At 65.0% G+C, this 14,103-nt stretch carries 24 protein-coding genes; all 24 read right to left on the reverse strand.

All coding sequences use genetic code 11. From position 1 onward, the window contains the following. Positions 1-12: 12 nt before the first annotated feature. The 24 genes from EDC35_RS08305 to EDC35_RS08410 all read right to left on the reverse strand — a co-directional run bounded on the left by EDC35_RS08305 (position 13) and on the right by EDC35_RS08410 (position 14,033). Positions 13-261: a hypothetical protein gene (locus EDC35_RS08305; RefSeq protein ID WP_132976794.1), complete on the reverse strand. Its 249-nt coding sequence runs from the start codon at positions 259-261 to the stop codon at positions 13-15. Then, positions 262-417, reverse strand: a complete 156-nt coding sequence (locus tag EDC35_RS18515) for a hypothetical protein (RefSeq protein ID WP_165903380.1) — start codon at positions 415-417, stop codon at positions 262-264. It lies immediately after the preceding gene. Further along, positions 414-764, reverse strand: coding sequence for a hypothetical protein (locus tag EDC35_RS08310; protein ID WP_132976795.1), 351 nt, complete (start codon positions 762-764; stop codon positions 414-416). Before EDC35_RS08310 ends, EDC35_RS18515 begins: the two co-directional genes overlap by 4 nt. A gap of 324 nt (positions 765-1,088) precedes the next feature. Next, positions 1,089-1,292 (reverse strand): hypothetical protein, encoded by a 204-nt coding sequence (locus EDC35_RS08315; RefSeq protein WP_132976796.1) that lies wholly within the window; start codon positions 1,290-1,292, stop codon positions 1,089-1,091. Positions 1,293-1,393: 101 nt separating this feature from the next. After that, positions 1,394-2,140 carry a ribonuclease H-like domain-containing protein gene (locus EDC35_RS08320; protein ID WP_132976797.1) on the reverse strand — a complete coding sequence of 249 codons (747 nt, stop codon included), beginning with the start codon at positions 2,138-2,140 and terminating at the stop codon, positions 1,394-1,396. A 1-nt stretch (position 2,141) separates the two neighbouring features. Continuing rightward, positions 2,142-2,522 carry a hypothetical protein gene (locus EDC35_RS08325; RefSeq protein ID WP_132976798.1) on the reverse strand — a complete coding sequence of 127 codons (381 nt, stop codon included), beginning with the start codon at positions 2,520-2,522 and terminating at the stop codon, positions 2,142-2,144. Between the two features lie 44 nt (positions 2,523-2,566). Further along, a complete protein-coding gene (locus tag EDC35_RS08330) occupies positions 2,567-3,718 on the reverse strand; it encodes a hypothetical protein (protein WP_132976799.1) in 1,152 nt (383 codons plus the stop codon). Positions 3,719-3,915: 197 nt separating this feature from the next. Then, positions 3,916-4,101, reverse strand: coding sequence for a hypothetical protein (locus EDC35_RS08335; RefSeq protein ID WP_132976800.1), 186 nt, complete (start codon positions 4,099-4,101; stop codon positions 3,916-3,918). 38 nt (positions 4,102-4,139) lie between these two features. Then, entirely contained in the window at positions 4,140-4,454 is a 315-nt protein-coding gene (locus EDC35_RS08340; protein WP_132976801.1) for a hypothetical protein, read from the reverse strand. Positions 4,455-4,494: 40 nt separating this feature from the next. Next, positions 4,495-4,689, reverse strand: coding sequence for a hypothetical protein (locus EDC35_RS08345; protein WP_132976802.1), 195 nt, complete (start codon positions 4,687-4,689; stop codon positions 4,495-4,497). Further along, positions 4,686-4,877, reverse strand: coding sequence for a hypothetical protein (locus EDC35_RS08350; RefSeq protein WP_132976803.1), 192 nt, complete (start codon positions 4,875-4,877; stop codon positions 4,686-4,688). Before EDC35_RS08350 ends, EDC35_RS08345 begins: the two co-directional genes overlap by 4 nt. A gap of 76 nt (positions 4,878-4,953) precedes the next feature. Beyond that, entirely contained in the window at positions 4,954-5,331 is a 378-nt protein-coding gene (locus EDC35_RS08355) for a hypothetical protein (RefSeq protein ID WP_132976804.1), read from the reverse strand. Between the two features lie 828 nt (positions 5,332-6,159). Beyond that, complete coding sequence (locus tag EDC35_RS08360; RefSeq protein ID WP_132976805.1) at positions 6,160-6,429, reverse strand: hypothetical protein; 270 nt, start codon at positions 6,427-6,429, stop codon at positions 6,160-6,162. Continuing rightward, positions 6,416-6,772: a hypothetical protein gene (locus tag EDC35_RS08365; protein WP_132976806.1), complete on the reverse strand. Its 357-nt coding sequence runs from the start codon at positions 6,770-6,772 to the stop codon at positions 6,416-6,418. The genes EDC35_RS08360 and EDC35_RS08365 overlap by 14 nt, the downstream gene beginning before the upstream one ends. 1,517 nt (positions 6,773-8,289) lie before the next feature. Then, positions 8,290-8,601: a hypothetical protein gene (locus tag EDC35_RS08370; RefSeq protein WP_132976807.1), complete on the reverse strand. Its 312-nt coding sequence runs from the start codon at positions 8,599-8,601 to the stop codon at positions 8,290-8,292. Continuing rightward, complete coding sequence (locus tag EDC35_RS08375; RefSeq protein WP_132976808.1) at positions 8,598-9,020, reverse strand: thermonuclease family protein; 423 nt, start codon at positions 9,018-9,020, stop codon at positions 8,598-8,600. Before EDC35_RS08375 ends, EDC35_RS08370 begins: the two co-directional genes overlap by 4 nt. Next, on the reverse strand, positions 9,017-10,036 hold the full coding sequence (locus tag EDC35_RS08380; protein ID WP_132976809.1) for a hypothetical protein: 1,020 nt from the start codon (positions 10,034-10,036) through the stop codon (positions 9,017-9,019). The genes EDC35_RS08375 and EDC35_RS08380 overlap by 4 nt, the downstream gene beginning before the upstream one ends. A gap of 6 nt (positions 10,037-10,042) precedes the next feature. After that, entirely contained in the window at positions 10,043-10,447 is a 405-nt protein-coding gene (locus tag EDC35_RS08385; RefSeq protein ID WP_132976810.1) for a phage tail fiber protein, read from the reverse strand. Between the two features lie 67 nt (positions 10,448-10,514). Then, complete coding sequence (locus EDC35_RS18680; protein WP_207896161.1) at positions 10,515-11,981, reverse strand: HU family DNA-binding protein; 1,467 nt, start codon at positions 11,979-11,981, stop codon at positions 10,515-10,517. Positions 11,982-12,039: 58 nt separating this feature from the next. Further along, positions 12,040-12,465, reverse strand: a complete 426-nt coding sequence (locus EDC35_RS08395) for a DUF1353 domain-containing protein (RefSeq protein WP_132976811.1) — start codon at positions 12,463-12,465, stop codon at positions 12,040-12,042. A 4-nt stretch (positions 12,466-12,469) separates the two neighbouring features. Then, a complete protein-coding gene (locus tag EDC35_RS18520; protein WP_165903381.1) occupies positions 12,470-12,646 on the reverse strand; it encodes a hypothetical protein in 177 nt (58 codons plus the stop codon). Next, the gene (locus EDC35_RS08400; RefSeq protein WP_132976812.1) at positions 12,643-13,161 is read right to left on the reverse strand and encodes a glycoside hydrolase family 108 protein; all 519 of its coding nucleotides are present in this window, start codon (positions 13,159-13,161) and stop codon (positions 12,643-12,645) included. Before EDC35_RS08400 ends, EDC35_RS18520 begins: the two co-directional genes overlap by 4 nt. A 133-nt stretch (positions 13,162-13,294) precedes the next feature. Next, entirely contained in the window at positions 13,295-13,657 is a 363-nt protein-coding gene (locus tag EDC35_RS08405; RefSeq protein ID WP_243651556.1) for a helix-turn-helix domain-containing protein, read from the reverse strand. Positions 13,658-13,721: 64 nt separating this feature from the next. Beyond that, the gene (locus EDC35_RS08410) at positions 13,722-14,033 is read right to left on the reverse strand and encodes a histidine kinase (protein ID WP_132976813.1); all 312 of its coding nucleotides are present in this window, start codon (positions 14,031-14,033) and stop codon (positions 13,722-13,724) included. Positions 14,034-14,103 lie beyond the last annotated feature (70 nt).

Genomic DNA, 14,103 nt, shown 5'->3' on the forward strand with positions numbered 1-14,103 from the left:
GGATTCCTCCGGTCAAAACGAAAATTGGTCGGCATCTGATCGACGCCAGTGCTCCAGGGCGAGGCGATACGCGCGACACATCCCGCGTGCATAGCCGATCAACGCACCGTTGGGCGCATAGGTGCCGTAAGTGGTCGCATTGGGATCGCGGGGCCGATCCCCGAGCATCACTCCGCAGTTGTCCCAGCGATAGCCGGCGGCGCGCAGGTTGAGATAGCCGGGATCGACGGCGTTCATACGGATCTCTGGTGCGTGATTCATTTAAAAGTCTTCGTCCAGAATTAGCCCTGCGACGGTCAGCACGGTGCCGAGCGCAAACAGAGCGACTGTCAGCACGGGCAGCGTCAGCAGCATGGCGATGGTTGCCAGTAGCCATGCCATGACGCCACAGAACTGGATGCGCTCATGTAGGCTCATCGCGTGGCCCGCTCGGCTGTCCGACCGGTGTCGGGGGGCATGACGCTGTTCTCCCGTTTTGTGCGAGCGGCTTCAAGCAGCTCTTTGATGGTGGTGCCGCGCGCGCTGGCGGCGGCTTGCAGGCTGCGATGAGCGGCGTTGATGGCATCGTCACGACTCCAACCGGTCTCGATCAGGCGTCCGGTCGGGATGTCGGAAACACTCCAGAAGGTGTTGCTGGGGTCGCGGTGCAGCGCCAGCTTCCAGGCGAGCGGTTCGAGCAGTTCGGCACTGACGGCAACGGGTTCGCCGTCCCAGGCGAGGCGCAGGCGAAAAAGGGGGGCGTTGGTGGTGCGGATCGGGTTCATGGGGCGCTCCTGAATGCTGGACATAAAAAAACCCGCGTAAGGCGGGTTTGTGGTGATTGTGCCGGCTTCGGGTCAGGGGTTAAGGACCGGATGGACTGAGACGCCACACCCCGGTCGTCTCGCTTCGATATGCCGGCGCAGGCGCGTTGCAGTCGCGTCGTGCGACGTCCTTGAGAGCAGGCTAATCGTCCCAAGGAAAAACCCGCCTCGGCGCAGGTTAAATGTCTGTTTGTTCATGTTCAGGCCCTGTGAGTGGCGGCAACAAAAAGCCCGCAAGCGGGCCTGTCGTCAAGCAAAACTAAATTGACAGCGATTGGTAGCTGATTAGTGGCTGGTCACCTCGTCAGGGCACCCGCGAGCTTCACGGGTGCCGCACAGATACCCCTTGCTGCCGCTTTCGCGGGAGCGGTAGCCCTGCCCTGGCGTGAACATGCCTGGATCCGGGCGCGGCCAGTAGCAGGGGCGTTTGAGACAGGCGGGTTCGCAGACGTTGACCAGCTCGCGTAGTGCCTTGTCTTTGACTTTCACGGTCTGCCCTCCGGGGTGGCGGTGCGCCGCGCGGGACGCATCCCGCGCGGTTGAAATAGCGGTCTCTGGTCAATGGCTCCCGCCGGCCAGCGTTTAATCGGTCAGGCCATCATCCGCCGGTAAATCTCGGCGGTGGCATCAATATCGATGGCGTTATAGGTCAAAATCGCGGCGATCTGGCCTTCACGATGCAGGCGCGGCACATCTGCACCGCTGACGTACTGTTTCGGCCTCGGAATCCCGAACGCGGTCGCCACGACATCCAGACTCACGGCGAAGTCATCGCGATGTTCCATGCTGAAACTTTTGAACAGGCTCATGGTGTCGGTCACGGGTTGGCCCTGGCCGTCGCGCGGTTTCAGACAGGCGGGGAGCGGGAGCCGATGACGGACGAATCCGCCGCGCAGTTTCGGCAGGTCGAAACCACGCACGTTGTGACCGACTAATGCGGTCACGTCGTCGGTGTGGGCGTTGAGCCATTGACCCAACGCGGCGAGCATGGCGCACTCATCGGGGTGGCTCTCGATGGTCCAGCCGGGCAGATCGAGCGGGCCAGTGTCGCCCATGCCGTTGAACATCACGGCTTCGCGGTCACTGCGGAGGCCAGCGCAAAGAATGGGCGAGGCGTCCAGTAAAGCGGCCTTCTCGCGGATTTTCTCGGCCTGTTCGGCGCGGTTCTTTTCGACCGTCTCAGGTTTCCAGTTGCTCGGCGCTTTCCATTGGCGGATGGCGGCTTGAATGGCGTCCTCGGGGGCGTCGCCGGTCTCCAGGTCCAGGACCACGAAGCGGGCGACGGGCATGGTTTGCGTGAGGGTGACGACGTGCGCGGTGTGCGGGGTGGCGATCATGTCAGCGTCTCCAGGTGTTGCGGTTGCTGTTGCCAGACCAGCCGCCGTTGCTGCGGCTGTTGCCCCAGGCGCTGCCGCTCTCGCGGGCTCCGCTCCAGGTGTCGAGTGGCAGGCCGGCGGCGGCGAGGGCTTCCAGGGCGGACATCAAGGCATCGGGCGAGGCGGCGCATTCAGCGGGGAGCGAGAGATAAACCCGGATGGAGCCGGCGGGCGTCTGGATCTTCACCGGAACGGCGACCCCATTGATGGTTGGCGCGGCGCTCAGGGCGGGCATGGCGTTCGCCCAGGCGGATGCCGACGGCGCAGGCGCGGCGGGCCGGAGTGCGGCCATCTGCGCTTGCAGGTCCGCCAGTTGCGCGGCGAGGTTGGCTTGATCGGTCATGGTGGCCTCCACAAAGAAAACCCGGCGGGGCCGGGTTGGTTGGCTCAGTAGTTGATGGACAGGTGCGGGATCGCGTTGCGAGCCGTGGCCGTGATGACGAGGCGGGCCGCGTCTTCGCTTAACCCGATAGCGACCAGGGCGGTGAGAATGCCCCGATTGATTGAGGCGCGATGTTCGCGGTTGGCTGCCAAGCGCGCGGCTTCCTCCTGTTGGCGGCGAGCTTTCTCCGCCTCGGCGCGCTGTTCGGCGGCGATGCGCTCGCGTTCCGCTTGGGCGGCTTCCAGGCGGGCGCGGGCCTCGGCTTCCTGTTGGCGGCGCGCGGCCTCGGCGGCTTCCTGCTGGTGGCGTTGCTCCGCTTCGGCGGCGCGCTGTTCGGCCTCCTGTTGGGCCTGAATCGCCTCCAGCCGGGCGCGTTCGGCGGCTTGACGCTCCGCTTCTGCTTTGGCCTCTGCCTCCTTGGCGGCTTGTTCAGCGGCTTGACGTTCGGCGGCGGCCTTGGCCTCCGCCTCTTGGGTCGCGCGGGCGGCGGCTTCGCGGGCAATACGTTCTTCGCGTTCTTGTTGCTCCCGTTCTGCCGCTTCGCGGCGCGCACGCTCGGCGGCTTCGGCGGCGGCTTGGCGCTCCTGCTCTGCCGCCTCTTCGGCCTGGGTGAGGACCAGCGCGGCGCGGGCCTGCATCAAGGCCGCATCCTTGGCGCGGGCGGCGTCGGCGACGAATGCCCCCCAACTCTCATCAATGGGGGTCGCCTCGATCTCGGCGATCCGTTGCGCAATGACCGCTGAGGGACCGCTGACGGGCGACTTGAGGGCTTCGACACGCTGGCGAATCGCTTCGATGCGGGCGGTTTCGGCGGTCTCCCACGCGGTGAGGGGCTGGCGGATCTCATCGCGCAGGGCGTCCAGGCGTTCGCGCATCTGGCGGCGCTCGGCGTCCACGGCGGCGGTCTGCGCTTTCAGGGTTGCCGTGAGGTCTTTCCCGAGACCATCCAGGTAGACCTTGCTCTTGGCGACCTTGGCGGCTTGGCTTGCAATCGCTTTGCGTCCCCTGGCAGTGCTCAGATCGGGGACGAGCGCGCGGGCCTCCGCTTCGATGCGCCCGAGTAGATCATTCAGCCCGCCGGGCGCGAAGATGGCGACCGGGTTCAGTTGGATCTCGGACAGATCGAGCGTCTGTAAAGCGGTGTTGGTTTCCGTCATGATTCGATCCTCCAAAAAGAAACCCGGCGCGGGGGCCGGGTCGGTGGGTTGGTTCGCTTTGGCTCGTCGTCCCTGTGTCGTCGCGGCGGTCTCCATGACCCAGCGTTTCCGCCTACGTGCTGTCCGTGTCTCTGACCGCTTGAAGCGTCATGCCTGCCCCGTCGTGCGATCGGTTGGTTATTCGGTGCCGTGCAACATCATTTGCTCGCGGTGGCGGTCGTCTTGATTGGCGGCATGAACTCGGCGTAGGTGACAGCCTTCAGATTGCTGGCAGATAGCCCGAACTTGGCGGCGAAGAGATAAACGGCGCGGGCCTTGGTGCCGGCGAGTTGATGACCGACGACCCGTCTGCCCAGATCGATGATGATGAACTGCTCTTTCATGTCTCACCCCTGCCCGGCGCGTGGCCGGGCGCTGAGGGTTATTCGGCGAAAGACACGTTGGCACCATTCAGCCACGCCACACGGCGCGCGGCGCTTTCGCTGTCCGGGTGATCGCTTTCCGGGTGCCATACTCCCTCAGGATCGTAAAAGCCGACGGTAAACAGGCCGGGTTCGGTTCGGATGTAAACGTACATTGGACCCCCATCATTAACCGTTCCAATGATCGCGATCTGCGCTTGAAGCTTCTTCTTGTCCGCTTCATAGAACAGGTCGGGCACTTCAACCCAAGCCATGCGCCCCCCTATTAACCTGATCGGGTAGCGAACATTCGGTTGCATGGATTGCTCTTTCATGGCTGGCTCCTGCCCGGCGCGAGGCCGGGCGGCTGACGGGTTAAATGGCCTGCATCACACGCCGACCGATGCGCTCAAAGGCTCGGTAATCGTCGAGTGATGGGTGTCTGATGCCGATTGCCTGAGCTTCGTGCATCGCCCAAGTTGCGGCCTCGTGGCGGTCGTGCGGGCGGCGATGAAAGCGCGCGAGCTGGCGCGCGGCACGAAAACACTGCTTGTATTGCGTGCGCGTCATGGCGCGGCCTCCCAGATGCCGGGGCGGGAGCCATACCGCTCGGCGGCACGCTGCATGTCGGCGACGTCGCCTTGCTCGGCGAGCCAGCGCAGACCGGCGGGCGTGTCGAGATAGGCGTCTAAACTCATTGCCCAATCCTCGAAGGGATCGGCGGGTCGGTTGATGTCGTGGGGGAATTCGGTATACATTCGCGTATCCTCATGGCCTGTTCCGGTTTTGTGGATCTGACGGCTTGCCTAGTTACCGCTAGGTAAGCCGTTTTCGTTACAGCCCAAAACGGGCTTCATACAAATCCATTGCGCGGTCTAACTCGCGCTCGCTCGCATCCATTGCGCGATCAATCTCACGCTCATAGCGATCCTGGCGGCGTTCCTCGGCGAAATGGTGATCGATCATTTCGCTGATGGCGTCCTCGTCCTTCTGGCTGATCTTCCTTTGCAGCCACGGGGCCGGCCTGCCGCGCTGGTCCAATACCTCCCACTCTGCTTCTGTCCAACCCCAATAATCGTCGGCGCTGTCGCATTTCCACGGCGAGCCGCGAAACGACGGGGCGTGCGTATAGCTTTCAACGCCGATCAGGCAAGGAATGCCGGCGATGCGTGCGGGGATGGTCTCGATGTATTGCGGATTGACTTGTGCCATGTGTCACCTCGTTGAGTTGATGGCATGCGAGGCATCGCGGGCAGTTGCCGGCTGTTTCCTCGCGCTCGTTGTTTCCGTCCTGGATCCGCAGAGGCTCCGACCGTGACGGGGGCCGTTCCCGATTGCCTACAGTCATAATATAACAGCGGTATGTTATAATTACAAGCCGCTGTAATAATTTCACGCGCGCCAAATTTGCGCCCCGAGCGATGCCAGCGGCGCAGCAGATACCGCCGACCAACGACCGCCAGCAGACAGGACCGGGAGCGCGGCACCCGCGACCGGCACCACGACGACGGGTAGCCCGCGGCCAGCCACGGCGCGCGCGAGGATGAGAGAGCCCTTGGAGTGAGGGGCCAGCACCACGACCGCACCGGCATTGCACGCGCGAGCAACCGCGCGAGTACGAGCCGCGAGCCGGGTGGAGAGGGGTACCGAGACACCACCGCCAGCCCACGCGCGCAACTGCGCCCCTTCCGAGACGGCGCGGCGTACCTCGCTGACGGCAGACGCCGGACATGCACCCAACGGCCAACGCCCAGGTGGGATGGACGCGCCGAACGCGGCGAAGACTTCGACCCTGCATGCCAGGCCGAGCGCCACGGCAGCGGACAGCGCGCACGCATCCGCGCCGGTGCAGCACCCAACGGCGAGCCGATGACCGCGCGCGAGGAGCGCAGACGCGGCGGCGGTTGCCAACTGTGAGGACTCCGAGCCCAACACACGCGAGCCGCCGAAGGCCCAGACCTCCGAGACAGCGGGGACACCGACGGGGAACAGTGCAAGCTGAGACTGAACGGACATGAAAACCTCCAAGCTGGATGACGATTACAGAAAAAACACAGATTGAATGACCGGCACCACGACCGACCAGGCCCACAAAAAAGCCAGCGCAAGCGACTGCACGAACAGACAGCCAGCGACCGACCGCACGACGTGAAACCGCGCGAGCTGGCGCCAGCAACTGAGCGCGCCAGACAGCCGCAACAGCCAACCGCGCCACGGCTGCGGGCAGGCGGCAACGAGGAAGGCGCGGGAAGGCAGCCGCCAGCCGCGACCGCCCCACAGCGCCCGGATGCGGGCACTACTGCGCAGCATTGAATGCACCCCGCAGGGCGGCGCGCGCCTGAGCCGCCGACACACCAACAGGCAGCCAGATTTTGACCGCATAAGCCGGGCACTGAGCCGCCAGCGGGCCGGAGCGCCAGACCGCGCTCCCGACACCAGGGCGAACCTGAGCGCGCCAGCCAAGACCACGCGCCAGGGCGGCGAACGCCAGGGCGAGCTGGAGCCGGGGAGCCGGCAGGAACAGGCAAGCGGGCGGCGGCAGTTGGCCGGCGCGGGGGATGCGAATGGCCCACACCGAACCGCGCGCATGCACGCGGAACACGACGCGGCCAGCGATGCGGGCGGGGACGGCGGCAAAGGACGGCTGAGACATGGCGGCGACCCTGTAAACAATGGCTTGATGTTATAAGTATAACACAAGCTGAAATAATTACAGGAAAAAACGATAAAAAATAACCGCTTACGCCGCGCGAAGCTGGCATGAAGCCTGCAAACTACCGCCCTGTAGACCGCTTTTCAGGCCGCCAAGGAGAAACCGAATGTTGTAATCGGCAATTAGGGAGCGAGTCTGCTTGGGCGTGCGCTTCCCGAAGCCCGCAATAAGCTGGTGCACCTGACCGCGCCAGCACGATGCTTGATTTTTGGTACGAGGTTGGGGCGCGGGCAGGTGCACGAGCGTTTGCGGGCACCTCGGCGTTGCGGCTCCGTGCGCTTGCTCCATCGCTGGCGTTGTGGCTGAGAGGTGGTGGCGCACGGTGCCGCACACTAATTCGAGCCTGCTCTGACGACCTCGTTGAACCTGACAGCTTTCGGGTTGGCGTCGAGATCGCGGTTGGCACCAGATGAAATCAGGCCGTGGCGCTGCGGAGCTTGCGTAGCAGGGCCACACCGCAGCGGGGACAACCTGATCCGACGAGAGACAGCGACGCGGTGCCGCTGCGTTTGCGGCGCCGTGGCGCGGCCTCAGACGCCCGGCAGACGCAACGTCCAGCGCGCGCCGGGAGCGCGAGCCTACAGGGACCGTATACCGTCTCAGATAGAGCACCGACCTTGACGAAACCACGCGACAGCAGCGGGCAGGCGGCGGCGAGGCTGGCTGAATAGGTGTCACACTCGCTGACCGCTCCGACCGCATCATCCCAAAAGAAAAAGCGGAACGAATGCCGGGGCAGGCAGAGAGCAGATAGATAGCGGCCCTACCTCCAGGCTGTCGCGAGCGCGCGCTGTGCACAAGCGTTAACCGAAACTGAAACCCCGCGCGCGCGAGCCGAGACCACGCCGTCAGGCGGGGGCGAGTCGCGCGCGGAATCTGGCACCCGTCGCCTCGCCTTGCTGCATGGGTCGTTACTGTCCGCTCTCGGCATCGCTTACGGATCAGTCGTCAGCCGCCAGTCGTCGCAGGAGTCGCAACGGCCAGATCAACCCGATCAGTCAGATCAACAGACATCACAGGGGCATGAGTCAGAGCAGCAGGAGTCATCGCCGCCAGATCAGCAAGCGTCCAACAGCAGGGATCAGAACAGCAGCAGGAGTCAGATCGGCAGGAGTCACAGCAGCGGGGATCAGATCACCAGGAGTCGGATCAACAGCAGGAACCATCTCCGCCAGATCAGCAGGAGTCGCCGCAGCAGGGATCAGCACCGCCGCCGCCGTGGTCGCCCTGGTCAAATCAGCAGGCGTCAGCACAGCAGGATCCACCGCCGTAGGAGTCGGGAGTCGGGGCCGGGTCGGCGGTCGGGTGCGGGCGGTCCTCTCCTGTGCGGGGGATCGCGCCCCTTCACAGACGCCCCTCACACGCCCCCTCGTCCATGCCTCCACAGTCGCCCTCACCACCTGCTCCCCCTCCCCCTATTATCCCCCTCCCCCTCAGATGAGAGGGGCCGGGGCGGGTTAGATCGCTTGGCCTTTGAACAGATAGGCCATGATGAGCACGACCGCCGAGCCGCCAATCGCGGTGGCGAGCCATTTGAGCGCGGAAAAGCCGAACGCGAGATTGCTCAGGTCTTTTTCGATGGCATGCACTTTGATGATTTCTGCCTTGAACTCGGCGAGGGTGTCATTGAGCCGTGCAATCATCAGCGTGTTTTCGCGCAGCATCATCGCGAGATCGGTGGCGGTCTGCTCGATGCGCTCAATCCGCCGCCGAAGTTCGTCCTGGTCGTCGTGCATGGCGGTTTCCTCGTCGGGTGGTGACGGGTTCATCGGGCAAGCCAGGGGGTTTGGTGCAGGCCGGGCACGGCCCAGATGCCGCGCCGGGCATCGCGGGCCATGTCTTGCGCGGCCCAATAGGCCGGCTGGGTGGCGGGGCACTGCCAGAGCGCGACATACCCGCCCAATACCAGCCGTAGCCCACAGTTGCCGTAATCGCGGGTCCGCAAGACCTCGGCGATCAGGCGTCCGTAATCGTCGCGCCCCTTGATCTGCACCGCGATATGTTCGTTGATGACCAGCAGACTGCGCAGATAGGCGCGGGCGCGGATACCCCAATTCCCCTGGTCGATCTCCGGGGCATCAAGGTAGGCCAGACGGATGCGGACCTGTTCATCGGCTCCGTTGAGGGTGCGCCGCGCGCCCAAGGTGTCGCCGTCATAGGTGTAGGTCAGGCGCATGATCTCGCTCATGCTGCCCCCTTGGCCTGGGCATCGGTCAGCGGCTGGCCGCGCCGGGTGCCTTCGATAAAGCCAGGGCTGGCGCTAAAGCCGATGCCGCGCGTGGTGCGGTCAGGGTTCCACCGGGCCTCGATACGCCCCAGATCATCCAGGGTGACGCTGCCGCCCTTCCTCACGATGTCCTTGATGCGGCGGGTGAGCGTGTTCAGGATGGTCGTGGTGGTCCAACTGGTGATGTCGGGCAGGTTGGGATTGGCATTGATGGTGCTGGTGATGAACGATTCGAGCCCGTACTGGTTCAGCTTGACGGCGGTTGCCTGATCGGGGTTGCGCGGGTACACCATTGGCGGCTTGTGCCAGTTCAACAGCAGGGGCTCGCTCCAGGTCGGCAGGCCAAATTGCCCGCCATCGATGGCGCAGACGCCAATCCGAACCTGTTCGGTGTGGTCGGTCAGCTTGCCGCCCAGATCCTCAATGAAACACTCGTGCTCGTCGGCATCGGCGTAGCCCAGAATGAAAGTCCCGGCCTTGGTGGCGTGGGCCACGATCTTGACCGCGCCCGGATGCCGCCATTGCACATGGATCAGCGCGTCGGTGTCGGGGGTCGCCTGTCGCCGCAGCGTGGCCCCGCACCATTCCGGCTGTTCGGTGGTCGGCAGGCGCTTGATGCCGCCAGCCAGCGGCAGGACAGCCGGCGCGGAACAGGGTTCGCCGTCTTTCAGTTCCCAGATCCGCACCGTGAGACGGTGGGTCACGCCATCGTCAGGAATCTCGGGGTCGGTGATTCGCACAATCGCGCGATCCGTGACGCCGGGATTGAGCCAGACCCAGATCGGGACCGCTTCCGGCTGGTCGTCCAGTTGCAGGGTCAGGCGCGATTGGTGCGGGTCGCCCTGCCACCAGACCCAGAGTTCTTGACTGAGAATCGCCTTGGACAGCGGATCAGTGGTGAGTTTGAGCTTGGCGCCCGCGCCGCGCGGGGCCAGCTTCGAGACCAGCGCGACCTTGATTTTAAAGTTGATCGCCATCGCGCGTTACTCGACCAGAATCATGAGTTCGGCAAAGCCGAATTTGACCGGCGGGTCAAACGCCTTGACCCTGAGCGGGCGGTTGAGTCCCGCGAGGGCCAGCGGCTGCCCGTTGACGAGGGCGTTATAGAGTCCGACCCCGATGATGTCGCTGTCGCCCCAATCGGCGGTGGGCGTGGCAAAGGTGATGTCTTTGGCGTTGTAGATCACGCCGTTGCCGAACGTCCCCCAATCCAGATCGCTCGGGCCGGCCTTGACGCGGGCATAACCGCCGCCGCTGACTTCGACGCCACCCGTGCCTGCCGCCGTGGGCAGGGTCGTGAACAGGGCGACATAGATCCCGGCCGGCTTGGTGATCGCGGCGGTGCGGAAATAGCGCGTCAGGATGTCGGCCAGGAAATAACTGATCATGATCAAGCCTCGCAAGTGGAACCGGACGGACAGCCGGCGTCAGACGACGCCGGCCAGCGGGGACGGCTTACGGCTTGGCGGCGGCATCGGTCAGGATGGTGCCGGCGCGGGTGCCGGCCTTGAAGCCGATGGACGGGGTAAAGCCCTGACTGCGGTAGGCGGGGGTGATGACCGGCTCGCCGGTAGCGGGATTGCGCCCGAGCCGTTCCTTGGTCCACTTCGCCTCAAAGAGCCCGAAATCATCCAGCTCGACGCTGCCGCCTTTGGCGATGACATCCTTGATTTTGAGCACGACATGATCGATGGCGGCGTTGACGATGGCCTGACCTTCGGCGGGCAAGGCACCCAGCGCGGACAGGACATCGGCGAAGACTTCGGCCTTGAACACGGCATAGACCACGTCGCGCGCGGTGCCGGCGATCTGATCGGGGGTCGGCGGGGCAACGGCCTTGACGCGGCTGGTGATGTCGAGCGCGGGCGCGGCGTAGGTCTCCGCACTCTTGCCGCTGACATTGGTCGCGATGATGTGGAAGCGATAGGGACGCGCCACGGCGGGGCCAACATCCTGCACCACAAAGCGGCTGATGTTCTCCAGGCGCACCGTGGTGGCGGGGCTGTCGCTGGTGTAGAGGGTGTGCTTTTTGCCCAGATACGAAGTACAGAAAATCTGCACGCCGGTGCCGGGGTTCTCGGGGTCGAGTTCCCAATCCAGTTTCACCACATCGCTGATCACGTCGTTCCGGTCACGCAGCAGGGTGGCGGTCAGACTGCGCGGCGGCAGTGGCGGATCCATGTCGTAGGTGATGAACTGATTGTCAAGCGTCACCCACTCCGACGGATCGCCGTTGACGTTGTAGCGCAGGCGGAAGTTGACCGCATGGCCCAAGCCGTCACGCGGCACGATCTGATCCTCGGCGCTCACCAGCGACAGCCCGACCGAGCTTTCGGCATAGGTGGTGACGTTGGTCACGGGCACCGGCACAAAGCCGCGCGGATCGGCGATATCTTCGACATCCGCCTCGACTTCGATCAGGGTCGGCACCGCGCCGAACCAGCGGAACAGGATGTCATTGCCGGCGATGGGATCGCCCGTGATCGGATCCTTGCCGCGCGCATTGACCAGCGCGACGGCATGGGCTGGAGCCTTGACGGTGTAGACGGCTCCGCCGTTGTGCGTGCTCTTGGTCTCGAACAGCCGGTATTCCTGCGCGGCGGTCACGCCGACCGTGGGGCGTCCGGGGTTGAGGGGATCGAACAGCAATTCATCCAGCGCCTTGTAAAAGGCGCCGCCCTCGTCGCGCGTGAGATAGACCGGCACCGGGTTGGCGGGATCGGCAAAGGTCGGCAGGGCAAACAGCAATTCAGCCGCCGCCGTCAAAGCGATCACTTTGGACTTCCAGCCGGGCGGATCGTCTGCGCCATCGGCGATGGACGCGGGGGCGATGACCGCGCCGCTCGGGTCATGGAACACGGCGGCGCTGACCGTGTTGGTATCGGGGTAAAAGAGCCGGTAGGCGGTGCTGGGCTTGGACATGGTAAAACCTCGTGATGAACGTCAGTCAAAAGCGCCGGCAGCGGCGCGGGCGAAGCCGTCAGGTCGGGCGACCCTCGGGCGCGTAACGGATCGGATTGGCGGCATGGCGCAGGACCAGCCCGCCGACGAGGCGCACCGCGAGCCAGACCCAGGCGGCGCGGATGGCCCACATGCCATCACGGCGGCAAAGGTCGTAGAGCAGCCGGTCAGCGGCGCGGCGGTGGGTGCGGGGTAGATGACCCTCGCGGATGAGTTGATAGAGCGCGTCATGAATCAGCGAGCCGCGCATGAAGGACGGGCTGTGCAGCGTCGGGCCGCTGGGGCCGTCCCAGGCGTAGCCGGCGCGAATGGTCAGCCAGCCCTCGGCGGTCAGGTCGATGAAGCGGGTGCGGATCGTCGCCCCGTCTGGCGGCGCGAGCGCCGGACAGATCAGATCCTGTTGCAGTTGGTAGCGATAGCCACCCTTGTAGGCAATGGCGTTCATGGGGTCAGTCTCGCGGTGGGGTGGAATCGGTCACGAAGGCACCGACCAGACCGGCAAGCGCCATCCCGCCCGCGATCACTGCGGCCTGCTGGTCGGGGGTGAGCACCACGCCGGCAGCGGTCAGGAGCCAGATCAGGCCGCGCCAGGTGGAGGGTTCGCGGGCAAGGTTCTTCCAGTTCATGCGGATGCCTCCGGGAGCGGGCGGGCGTGGTCGAGCGCCAGCGCCAACGCCATCTGTCGGCTGCGCTGCGCGCGTGCCTCCCAGCCCTCGCCAAAGGTCGGCCAGTGCTTGAGCGAGCGGTAATAGGTCAAACGCAGGCGGGAATAGGCTTCGATCAGGTCCGCCGGGGGGCGGCCCTGGATAGCGGCCAGGGTGATCGGGCCGATGTGGCCATCGTCAGCAACCCCGGCGATCTGTTGCAGGAGTTGCACGGCGCGCACCGCACCGGCATTGACCGCCATATCGAGCACCACCAGATCCAGCCCGACCGGCAGCGCATCGCCCCGGATGCGGTCCCAGAAATCGCGCTGGTAGATGGCTTTGGCGTCGGCGACGGTCAGACGGCGGATGTCGAGCCGGGGGTAACTGCGCTGGCTGATGCCAAACTTGGTGAGTTTGCCGGGGTCTTTGGGGTGATTGACCAATCCGCCCTCTTCGAGCAGGACGAAATCGATGCAGCGGTGAAAGCGGCTCATGGTGCGATCCTCGACAAGATGCGGCGAGGATCGCGGAGGGATCAGGCGGTGTCGTGCGGGTTGTGGATGATTTGGAGTTTAAGCGCGGGAAATTTAGGGTTATTGGCGGACGGAAGCGGCAGGCGTCAGCGCCTCACGGCTCGCGCCGGTTCAGACAGCAGATCGCAATCGCCCGCGTGACCGCAACGATGGTCCGCTGTCCGCCGGCGTCGGCGGCGCGAAAGCGGCGCAGCAATTCCAATTCCTCGTCAGTCAGCGGATCCGGGGCGTGGTCGAGACCGAACAGCCAGGCCGGCGTGACCGTCTCCAGAGCGGCGGCAAGCGTGCAGGCCGATTCGAGGCCGAGACGGCGGAGCCCCTGCTCGTAGTTGCTGATGCGCGATTTCGACAGCCCGGTGCGGGCGCTCAAGTCGGCGAGGCTCAAGCGGTGGCGGTTGCGCTCGGCGCGCAGGCGCTGGCCGATGCGGGCGGTTAAGGCCAGGGCGGCAGGGTCCATGTCGTCTCCCGAGAATGGCGGTCAGTGGGTCAGATCGCGGGGCGGGCCGAGTCGCGCCGCCGTCTCAGTGAGTGTACCAACTCTGCGCGCCGAGGCGATACGCGCCGAGCTGGCGCAGCAACTCGGGGCGACCGGCCAGGGCGCGGCTCAGGTGCGCCTCAATCCCCAGCGTGGACGGATGACGGGCGGGGTCGCGGTCATGACGCTCGGATGCTTCGATCCAGGACGCGCTAAAGCCGGCCAGCCAATACCGTTGGGCCTGCATGTCGTTGAGCGGCGGGAAACAGTCGGGACCGGCGGCGCGGCCTTCAAACACGGCGGACCCGAGATTGAACCAATCGGGTTGGTTGGGGGTGCGGAGAGCGGTGAGGTGCATCCGCCCATTGTCCCACTCGCCCCGCACGCCAGAAAAACGGGGGGTTGTGGGGGAAAGGGGTCAGGTGATC

Source organism: Thiobaca trueperi, from assembly GCF_004342175.1.
Taxonomy (GTDB): domain Bacteria; phylum Pseudomonadota; class Gammaproteobacteria; order Chromatiales; family Chromatiaceae; genus Thiobaca; species Thiobaca trueperi.

Excerpts from the sequence above, each read along its gene's own strand:
- EDC35_RS08305 (WP_132976794.1), bottom strand. The coding sequence starts at position 261 with ATGAATCACGCACCAGAGATCCGTATGAACGCCGTCGATCCCGGCTAT.
- EDC35_RS18515 (WP_165903380.1), bottom strand. The coding sequence starts at position 417 with ATGAGCCTACATGAGCGCATCCAGTTCTGTGGCGTCATGGCATGGCTA.
- EDC35_RS08310 (WP_132976795.1), bottom strand. The coding sequence starts at position 764 with ATGAACCCGATCCGCACCACCAACGCCCCCCTTTTTCGCCTGCGCCTC.
- EDC35_RS08320 (WP_132976797.1), bottom strand. The coding sequence starts at position 2,140 with ATGATCGCCACCCCGCACACCGCGCACGTCGTCACCCTCACGCAAACC.
- EDC35_RS08325 (WP_132976798.1), bottom strand. The coding sequence starts at position 2,522 with ATGACCGATCAAGCCAACCTCGCCGCGCAACTGGCGGACCTGCAAGCG.
- EDC35_RS08330 (WP_132976799.1), bottom strand. The coding sequence starts at position 3,718 with ATGACGGAAACCAACACCGCTTTACAGACGCTCGATCTGTCCGAGATC.
- EDC35_RS08335 (WP_132976800.1), bottom strand. The coding sequence starts at position 4,101 with ATGAAAGAGCAGTTCATCATCATCGATCTGGGCAGACGGGTCGTCGGT.
- EDC35_RS08340 (WP_132976801.1), bottom strand. The coding sequence starts at position 4,454 with ATGAAAGAGCAATCCATGCAACCGAATGTTCGCTACCCGATCAGGTTA.
- EDC35_RS08345 (WP_132976802.1), bottom strand. The coding sequence starts at position 4,689 with ATGACGCGCACGCAATACAAGCAGTGTTTTCGTGCCGCGCGCCAGCTC.
- EDC35_RS08350 (WP_132976803.1), bottom strand. The coding sequence starts at position 4,877 with ATGTATACCGAATTCCCCCACGACATCAACCGACCCGCCGATCCCTTC.
- EDC35_RS08355 (WP_132976804.1), bottom strand. The coding sequence starts at position 5,331 with ATGGCACAAGTCAATCCGCAATACATCGAGACCATCCCCGCACGCATC.
- EDC35_RS08360 (WP_132976805.1), bottom strand. The coding sequence starts at position 6,429 with ATGCTGCGCAGTAGTGCCCGCATCCGGGCGCTGTGGGGCGGTCGCGGC.
- EDC35_RS08365 (WP_132976806.1), bottom strand. The coding sequence starts at position 6,772 with ATGTCTCAGCCGTCCTTTGCCGCCGTCCCCGCCCGCATCGCTGGCCGC.
- EDC35_RS08370 (WP_132976807.1), bottom strand. The coding sequence starts at position 8,601 with ATGAACCCGTCACCACCCGACGAGGAAACCGCCATGCACGACGACCAG.
- EDC35_RS08375 (WP_132976808.1), bottom strand. The coding sequence starts at position 9,020 with ATGAGCGAGATCATGCGCCTGACCTACACCTATGACGGCGACACCTTG.
- EDC35_RS08380 (WP_132976809.1), bottom strand. The coding sequence starts at position 10,036 with ATGGCGATCAACTTTAAAATCAAGGTCGCGCTGGTCTCGAAGCTGGCC.
- EDC35_RS08385 (WP_132976810.1), bottom strand. The coding sequence starts at position 10,447 with ATGATCAGTTATTTCCTGGCCGACATCCTGACGCGCTATTTCCGCACC.
- EDC35_RS18680 (WP_207896161.1), bottom strand. The coding sequence starts at position 11,981 with ATGTCCAAGCCCAGCACCGCCTACCGGCTCTTTTACCCCGATACCAAC.
- EDC35_RS08395 (WP_132976811.1), bottom strand. The coding sequence starts at position 12,465 with ATGAACGCCATTGCCTACAAGGGTGGCTATCGCTACCAACTGCAACAG.
- EDC35_RS18520 (WP_165903381.1), bottom strand. The coding sequence starts at position 12,646 with ATGAACTGGAAGAACCTTGCCCGCGAACCCTCCACCTGGCGCGGCCTG.
- EDC35_RS08400 (WP_132976812.1), bottom strand. The coding sequence starts at position 13,161 with ATGAGCCGCTTTCACCGCTGCATCGATTTCGTCCTGCTCGAAGAGGGC.
- EDC35_RS08405 (WP_243651556.1), bottom strand. The coding sequence starts at position 13,657 with ATGGACCCTGCCGCCCTGGCCTTAACCGCCCGCATCGGCCAGCGCCTG.
- EDC35_RS08410 (WP_132976813.1), bottom strand. The coding sequence starts at position 14,033 with ATGCACCTCACCGCTCTCCGCACCCCCAACCAACCCGATTGGTTCAAT.